The following is a 238-nucleotide window of genomic DNA, read 5'->3' as shown; positions in this document are numbered from 1 at the left end:
CTTCAGCGTCCCCGTGATGCCCTCGGGATTGGTGTTGTCCGCGATCCACCGCAACGCCGTCTCCGGCCCCGCATCCACCAGATCCGCACGCCCCGCGTGGACCACACCGTGAATGTCGGCCACCACGGCGTGCTTGACACCGGCCGCCAGCAGCAGCTTCAGGATCGCCGTACCGGCCGCACCCGCACCCGACATGACGACCCGTACGTCACCGATCGCCTTACCCACCACCCGCAGC

General features: G+C 68.9%; 1 pseudogene. It reads right to left on the bottom strand.

The window, feature by feature from the left end:
* Nucleotides 1-238: pseudogene (locus tag IF61_RS33090) on the bottom strand (NAD-dependent malic enzyme); the annotation flags it as partial.

Source organism: Streptomyces roseoverticillatus, assembly GCF_000719265.1.
Lineage (GTDB): Bacteria > Actinomycetota > Actinomycetes > Streptomycetales > Streptomycetaceae > Streptomyces > Streptomyces roseoverticillatus.
Note: the sequence above shows the minus strand (reverse complement) of the source record. Positions and strands in the feature narration are given on the sequence as shown.